Annotated in this window: 1 pseudogene; it reads left to right on the top strand. The window is 71.4% G+C overall.

The window, feature by feature from the left end:
- A pseudogene (locus tag KVS67_RS11850) lies at nucleotides 1-287 on the top strand (IS481 family transposase); the annotation flags it as partial.

Raw genomic sequence — 287 nt, 5'->3', positions numbered from 1 at the left:
CACGCCCTGCGGCGGGAGCGCAAGTGGTCCGCACGGCGCATCCATCACCACCTCGTCTCCGAGGGCCACCGGGTGTGCCTCCGAACGGTGGGCAGGTGGCTGCACCGGCTGGGCATCTCCCGGTTGCCAGACCTCGCGCCCACGGGTGAGGACCTGCGCCAACGACCACAGAAGATCACCGCCCGCGGCCCGGGGCACATGGTGCACCTGGACGTGAAGAAAATCGGGCGCATCCCCGAGGGGGGCGGCTGGCGTGCTCACGGACGGGACTCCGAGAACGCGCGAGC

The sequence above is a fragment of the Micrococcus sp. GbtcB5 genome (assembly GCF_019091605.1).
Classification (GTDB): Bacteria; Actinomycetota; Actinomycetes; order Actinomycetales; family Micrococcaceae; genus Micrococcus; species Micrococcus luteus.
The sequence above is the reverse complement of the archived record's forward strand: the minus strand, read 5'-3'. Positions and strand labels throughout refer to the sequence as shown.